The sequence below is a fragment of the Anaerosphaera multitolerans genome (assembly GCF_004006535.1).
GTDB lineage: Bacteria > Bacillota > Clostridia > Tissierellales > Peptoniphilaceae > Anaerosphaera > Anaerosphaera multitolerans.
Genome location: NZ_RLIH01000026.1, coordinates 1 through 7,662, shown reverse-complemented (window position 1 = coordinate 7,662; position 7,662 = coordinate 1). Strand labels below are relative to the sequence as shown.

Sequence of the window (7,662 nt, the reverse complement as noted above, 5' to 3'; positions counted from 1 at the left end):
AATGACACCTCGCGGTGTCATTTTAATTCTCTTCTATTATTTAAGGCTGTGGAAATAGTTACTTCATCGTAGTATTCCAAATCTCCACCTACAGGAATTCCGTAGGCAATTCTAGTTGTTTTTACTCCTAGAGGTATGGTCAGTTTTGAAATATACAAAGCAGTTGTATCACCTTCCACAGTTGGATTAGTTGCAATAATAATTTCTTCTACGCTGTCATCTTCCAACCGTCTTAAAAGTTCCCTTATTTTCAAATTAGCGGGCCCAATTCCCTTTTGAGGTGAAATTACTCCATGAAGTACATGGTAGAGTCCATTAAAACATCTGGTTCTTTCCATAGCCTCTACATCTTTAGGATATTCCACTACACAGATCGTTGAGTTATCCCTTTTAGAACTTGAGCAAATCTTACACGGATCTTCGTCAGTAAAATTGGAACATATGCTGCATTCTTTCACTTGTAATTTAGCATCTAAAATCGAATTGGATAATTTTTCCACTTCATCCTGTTGCATATCAATAATATAGTAAGCCAATCTTTGAGCAGTCTTGCTTCCTATTCCGGGAAGTTTATTTAATTGATTAATTAAATTTTCAATGGGTTTTGCTGTCATTTTCATTTCTTACAGTCCCGGTATGTTTAATCCGCCAGTAAGCTTACTCATTTCTGAACTCATTTTTTCTTCTGCTACTCTCATTGCCTCATTTACAGCAGCCACTATTAAATCTTGTAACATTTCAACATCATCAGGGTCCACTACTTCTTCATCGATTTTTAAAGAGACCAGTTCTTTATTTCCGTTTACAACAGCCTTAACTGCTCCACCGCCTGAAGTTGCCTCAACCTCTTTGTTTTTTAAATCCTCCTGCATAGTTTCCATTTGCTTTTGAAGTTTTTGGACCTGCTTCATCATATTATTCATGTTTCCTCCACCTTTAGGGAAACCCGGATATCCTTTTGCCATTTTTTTCCTCCTATATTCTTTCTATATTTTCATTGCCAAATATATTTTCTACTCTTTCAATTGCTTCATTTTTTTCTTTAAAATTTGCAATTTGAAATTTTATTTCCATATTCTCTTTAAAGTAATTATTTAAAAAGTCTGTAATAAATTTTACATTATCCTCTGTTGAAATTGCCTTGTAATTGAAAAAGTTTTTTTCATCATATTCTATAAATAATGTATTGTTCTTAAAATCAGAAACTCTTGCCATACTTAAAAGTACAGCTATATTTACTCTTTTCTGTTGTTTAAAACCATTTAAAATGCTATCCCAGCTTTCTAAAATTTTATTTAAATTTAAAGTTCCGCTGGACTTAGTCATTTCTACAGTTTTCTCTTCCTTAGGTGTTTTACTTTCAACCTTTGACTTTTTGTTTTCAAAGGATTTATCAATATTTACAGCCTTTTCTTTATTAATACTTCCCGCTTCTATATTAACACTTTTGATGTCACTAGATAAAAGACTGCCATCATTTTTTAAACTGTCAATTATACTCTCAAGAATCTCAATTCGCTTTTCTAAATTATCACTTTTGGAATTTATAATTTTAATTACACTCATTTCAAAAATTGTTTTCTTGTCCTGAACATATTTTATATCTGCCAAAGTTTTATTTAAAATTTTAAGTATTTCTAAAATATCATCTAAATCTATTTTAGCACTTATTGCTGAATATTCTTCAATTCTAGTAGTATATAAAAGTTCATTAAAATCTTTAACTGTTTTAACTACCATTATATTTCTAAAATGTACTATTAAATCAGAAATTAAAATAGTAATATCCTTTCCTGACATATAAATATTGTCAAGAGAGGTTAAAGCTCTATTAATATCTCTATCTACAAGAGCATCCACTAATTTAAAAACCACTTCTTCATTAGTTATTCCAAGTACTTCCGTAGCAAGTTCATAACTTATATGTTCATCGGTAAAAGACAAGCACTGGTCTAAAAGCGAAAGAGCATCTCTCATTGCGCCGTCGGAATTATTTGCTATTAATGTAAAAACCTCATCATCACAAGATTTGTTTTCAAGTTCAGTTATTCTCCTTAAATTTTCTATAATAACTTGAGTACTGATTCTTTTAAAATTAAACCTTTGAGTCCTTGATAAAATCGTCTGAGGTATTTTTTCCGGTTCAGTGGTGGCTAAAATAAATATTAAATGCCTTGGAGGTTCTTCTAAAATCTTTAATAAAGCATTAAAAGCTCCCTTAGATAACATATGAACCTCATCTATTATATAGACCTTGTATTTAGAAGTTGAAGGAGGATAGACTACTTTTTCCTTTAACTCCCTAATATCATCAACACCGTTATTAGATGCAGCGTCCATTTCCACTACATCCATAACTCTATCTTCAAGTATGGATATACAACTTTCACATTCATTACAAGGTTCTCCCTCATGGGGATTAAGACAGTTTACCGCTCTTGCAAATATTTTTGCAGCGGAAGTTTTACCCGTTCCCCTAGTACCAGAAAACAAATATGCGTGTGAAAGTTCCTCATTTTTTATTTGATTTTTTAATGCAGTTACAATATGATCTTGACCTACCAATTCATTAAAGGTCCTAGATCTATATTTTCTATAAAGTGCTTGATACATGAATTTCACTCCCAAAAGTATTATAACACGATTTTAAAATATATTCCGCAATAGAATTATTTAATAATTTTTAAAGTTCCGCTAGTTTTTACATTATATTCACCTAATTTTCACACTTTCTGTTTATTATATCAGTAAAGAATTAAATACTTTAGGAGGTATGAAAATTATGAAAATTAAAAAAATACTTAGTGTTGCTACAGTTAGTGTTATGATGTTAGGTTTAGTTGCTTGTGGTGGAAATAACAAACCAGCTGAAGAAGAGCCAACAAACAACACAGCAGTTGAAAACACTGTAAACGAAGAAGAAACTACTGAAGAAGAAACTCCAGTTGAAGAAGAAGAAGCTACTCCAGAAGAAGAAACTGAAGAAACTACTGAAGAAGAAACTGAAGAAGAAGAAGCATAAATTACTAAAGGAAGCTTTGAAGGCTTCCTTTTTCGTATTTAAAATAGAGTATCTCTTTTTTTTATGCTATAATTAACTTACTAAATTAAAGAAGGTGAACTCATTGTTTTGTTCTAATTGCGGAAGTAAAGTTTCTCCATCAGATAATTACTGCCCTGTATGTGGAAAAAATCTTAAAAATGTAAAAATTTCCATAGTTGAAGAAAATCAAGATAAAAAAGATAATACAAAGGTTAAATTAGATGATTCAACTAAAATATTTAAGCCAATTACTACATTAGATGGAATCGATACTACTGATGACATTAAAAATATTATAAAAGCAGTTGATGAAAAAATTTCTCAGAATATTTCCGAATATGAAAAAAAGGTTTCTTCTACTGAAAATTTATACGGACCGGACAAAAGGGCCCCTAAAGATTTAACCGATACTTTTTCTAAAGTAAGTACTGATGATTTTAAATCTAAAAATATTAAAGACAATAAGATTCCAACAAAATCAGATAATAAGACTGACTCTATAAACGGAAAAACTAAGGATGAAATAGTTGCTAAAAATCAAATAGATAAAGATAAAATTAAAAAACCTAAAACTCAAATACCAAAGAAAAAAGGCTTAAAGAGTTTATGGAAGGATTTTATTAATGAAGATGATGATGAGTTTTCAATTTTTTCTTCTTTAGAAGAAAAGAAACCTTTAACTAAGGAAGAAGATATTGAACTGCTCTCCTCTACTAGCTCTAATAGAAGTATGGAAAATACTTTAGACATTCCTAAGGTGGCTATTGAAAAAGCACTTGAAGAAAGTGAAAAAGAAAAAAGTGAAAGTATAAATCCTGAATCTAAAAATTCCATTAGTTATAAAAGTTTTACTGAACAAGTAAATGAAGAAATAAAGAAAAAAGAAGAGGACAAGCCTAAAGAAACAGATTCAAAAAAAGAAAGCTTTTTAAATAAATTTTCTCTTTTCAAAAAAAAAGATAATAAAAAAATAACCGAGCATAAAGATGAGGAAAAGAAAAAAATTCCTACTAAAAATTCAAAGGACAGTTTAAGAGAAAATGCTAAGGAAATAAAAGAACCTATACAAAAAAGCGTTTCACAAACTAAGCAATCATCTTCAACTTTTAAGAAAGCTTTTTATAAATTTATAAGCTTTATTAGTGAAAAGTTACTTTTATTTGAATCTACATTAAATTCAAAAAATAAAGAGTATTTTAAAACTTTATTTATTATAAGTGCTGTGCTTTCATCACTTCCAATTATAATAAGTATGAAAAGAATTTCCTTTGGTCTTTTAGTTTTAATAGTTCTTAAACTTGTTTTTAGTTTTTTAAAATACTACGTATCTTTAAACGTTGCAACGGATAAGGATTGGACTGAAAGCAGCGAAGAAGAAGTAAGAAATTTTTCCTTTATTAACTGGTTAGTATGTGAAATTTTTCTATTTATAGCATTTATATTTTCGCCGTGGTATGGATTTTTCTCCTTTAGCTTGCTTAGTTCTTTAATAGCTTTTCCAATAGCAACAATTTTTCTTTTTATACTATCACCTTTAATTGCAGTTGCCTTGTATTGGAAGCAATTAAAAAATAAAAGTAAAGTCAATTTTGTTGCATGGTATTTAATACCTTTTATACTTCTAGACTTTATTTCAAAATTTATTTTTATCCTTGTAGATTTATTTATGTAAATTTAGAATAACACTGTTTTCAGTGTTATTTTTTATTGAAATAAATCTATAATTTTATATTTTTCATCTCCTTTATTTTTTTACTATATAGAATATTTAAACTTTCATTTGGGTAAATAGTACCTAAGTTTAACTAGATAATGGAGGCATATAATGAATTATAAAAAACAAGTCAATCGAATTATTGATTATATAAAGTCAGGCGAAAAAAATGAAGAGAACTTTACTATTGGAGCTGAATTTGAAAACTTCATAGTCCATAAAGACTCTCTTAAAACCGTTTCTTATTACGGTGAGAACGGAGTTGGAGAAACCATATTGGAACTGTCCAACCAATTAAAAGCAAATCCTTATTACGACAACGAAAATATTCTCGGATTTACTAAGAATGATTGGAGCGTTTCTACAGAGCCCGGTTCTCAATTTGAGCTAAGTATTAACTCTAAAAAAACTATTGGAGAACTATCTGAAAAATATAAAGACTTTATAAAAATTTTAGAACCTATACTCAACAGGAAAAACCAAATGCTTATTGCTTTAGGTTACCATCCGGTTACTAAAATTGATGAAATAACCATACTTCCAAAAAAACGCTATTCTTTTATGTTTGAACATTTTAAAAAAAGAGGAAATATGGCCCATAATATGATGAAAGGAACTGCCTCAGTCCAAGTCTCAATTGATTTTAAAAATGAAGCGGATTTTATTAAAAAATATTTTGTAGGGAGCGCCATTTCCCCCATTTTATACACTATGTTTGACAACTCTTTTATTTTTGAATCAAAACCCTATGACAAGCAAAATTTAAGACAAAAAATATGGGAAAATACTGATTCAAATCGTTCCGGTATTTTAGCTTTGGCTTTTGAGAAAGATTTATCCTATAAGAAATATGCAGAATATATTCTAAACACCCCTCCTATTTTTATGGAGAAAGATGGTAATGTCTATAGTACAGGCGACAAATTATTTAAAGAATTATTTGATCCGGATAATGACTCTGATGAAGTTATTTTTCATATGATGAGTATTGTATTTCCAGACCTGAGACTGAAAAAATATTTAGAGTTTAGAATGATGGATGCCGTGAATTATCCGCTTAATATTTCAGCTGTGGCTTTAATAAAGGCATTGTTTTATAATGAAAAAGCCTTAGATGATCTTTATCTCAAGTTCAAAGATGTTTCATATGAGGATATAATAAATACTAAAAATTCAAGTTATAACTATGGATACAATGCAACTTATATGAACGAAAAAATATCTGACTTAGCTAAATACTTGATTAATCTGGCTAAGAAGAGTTTAGACTATGACGAGGCGCTTTATTTAAATCCACTTTTAGAGCTTGTTGAAAACAATATTAAACCAAGAGATGAATTTGAAAAAAATTATTTGGAAAAAGGTATGAGAGAAGCAGTTATTAACAACAAAATAGAGGTGTCAGATGTATAACAATGAATATGTAAAAGAATATATTGAATTATTATTAAAAGATGAAGAATTATATTTTAAAGATTATTTAAGCTTTCAAGATAAAATCAGTAGGTCAAATGCCATATATAAGGGAGAACCTGTTCCTGCACTCTATCAGGGTTTTTTCTATTCAGAAGAAGAAAAGAACAATTTTATAAATATGAGTAATATTCTAGTTTCTATTACAAGAAAAATTACAGAGGCTTATTTAAATAATAGTGAATTTAGAAAATTATTTAATTTCCCAAAGGAATTGGAAGAGCTTATACTTCATAATCCCGGTTATGATATACCGGCTCCTATGGCGAGATATGATATGCTTTATGGCGATAAGGAAAATTATAAGTTCTGTGAATTTAATACTGACGGTACTTCAGGTATGAATGAAGATAATATTATAGGTAATTTACTAATGGAAACTCTCGCCTTTAAAGAGTTTAAGAAAAAATATAAATTAAATAACGTAGAACTTTTTACTCCATGGGTTCTTGAATCCACAAATATATATAAGCAAAAATATGAGAAAAAGCCCAACATTGCAATTGTTGATTTTTTAGATTTGGGTATTTCAAAAGAGTTTGATGAATTTAAAAATATTTATAATAAGTTAGGCTTTAATTGTGAAATAATAGATGTCAGAGACTTAAGGTATTTAAATGGTAAACTAGTCTATAATAATTATGAAGTTGATCTGATATATAGGAGAATGGTTACTTCTGAATTTATGAAAAATTACGGTGAGCTGACGGATTTTATTAAAGCTTACTATGATAATGCCTTTATGATGTTGGGATCATTTAGATCTCAGATTATGCATAGCAAAATTATTTTTACCATACTCCAAAACGATTTAACTAAAAGTTATTTAAATGATGAAGAAAATAAGTTCATAGACGAACATTTCCTACCTACATTTATTTTGAAAAATGAAAAAGACATCGATATATTAATTAAAAATAAAGATAGTTTTATTTTAAAACCGGCTGATGAATATGCAAGTAAAGGAGTCTATGCCGGAAGAGATTTTAATGATAGACAATGGAAGGAAAAAATCTACGAATCACTTAATTTAAATTACATTTATCAAGAATATTATGATGTCAAACCTTTAAGTTTTGTAGAATTTACCAATGACGGACATTTGGAGGTAAATGACTTTACTGGTGTAATTGGAATGTATATGTATAATGAAAAATTTATTGCACCCTATACCAGAATAGGTAAAAATGCAACTGTGGGAGGTAAGGGAAATTATTATTCAGCTCCAAATATTTATATTAAGTAATCAAACCGCTAGCTAGCGGTTTTTTATTATTTATAAATTTTTATATTTATTGTTTCATCAATAGTTTTCTATCACTTTATTATTTTAAATCAAGTCTCAACTTATCAATTAAAATAACAATAGCTTAAATATATTATTAAGTTTTCTAATATTAATATTTTAGTTCCATATTAATAAGATTTTGAC

Annotated in this window: 7 protein-coding genes; 4 read left to right on the top strand and 3 right to left on the bottom strand. The window is 28.7% G+C overall.

Features of this window, described 5'->3' with window-relative positions; translation table 11 throughout:
• Positions 1-17: 17 nt before the first annotated feature.
• The 3 genes from recR to dnaX are packed head-to-tail and all read right to left on the bottom strand — an operon-like array spanning position 18 to position 2,613.
• Positions 18-620: a recombination mediator RecR gene (gene recR / locus EF514_RS10430; RefSeq protein ID WP_127725392.1), complete on the bottom strand. Its 603-nt coding sequence runs from the start codon at positions 618-620 to the stop codon at positions 18-20.
• 3 nt (positions 621-623) lie between these two features.
• Positions 624-965 (bottom strand): YbaB/EbfC family nucleoid-associated protein, encoded by a 342-nt coding sequence (locus tag EF514_RS10425; protein WP_127725391.1) that lies wholly within the window; start codon positions 963-965, stop codon positions 624-626.
• A 10-nt stretch (positions 966-975) separates the two neighbouring features.
• Positions 976-2,613: a DNA polymerase III subunit gamma/tau gene (gene dnaX, locus EF514_RS10420; protein ID WP_127725390.1), complete on the bottom strand. Its 1,638-nt coding sequence runs from the start codon at positions 2,611-2,613 to the stop codon at positions 976-978.
• 169 nt (positions 2,614-2,782) lie between these two features.
• Here dnaX and EF514_RS10415 point away from each other — a divergent pair, with 169 nt between their 5' ends.
• The 4 genes from EF514_RS10415 (at position 2,783) to EF514_RS10400 (ending at position 7,476) form a co-directional block, all read left to right on the top strand.
• Entirely contained in the window at positions 2,783-3,022 is a 240-nt protein-coding gene (locus tag EF514_RS10415; protein WP_127725389.1) for a hypothetical protein, read from the top strand.
• 103 nt (positions 3,023-3,125) lie between these two features.
• Positions 3,126-4,715: a zinc ribbon domain-containing protein gene (locus EF514_RS10410; RefSeq protein WP_164845593.1), complete on the top strand. Its 1,590-nt coding sequence runs from the start codon at positions 3,126-3,128 to the stop codon at positions 4,713-4,715.
• A gap of 153 nt (positions 4,716-4,868) precedes the next feature.
• Positions 4,869-6,170, top strand: a complete 1,302-nt coding sequence (locus tag EF514_RS10405; protein ID WP_127725387.1) for a glutamate--cysteine ligase — start codon at positions 4,869-4,871, stop codon at positions 6,168-6,170.
• Positions 6,163-7,476, top strand: a complete 1,314-nt coding sequence (locus tag EF514_RS10400) for a glutathionylspermidine synthase (protein WP_127725386.1) — start codon at positions 6,163-6,165, stop codon at positions 7,474-7,476. Before EF514_RS10405 ends, EF514_RS10400 begins: the two co-directional genes overlap by 8 nt.
• Positions 7,477-7,662 lie beyond the last annotated feature (186 nt).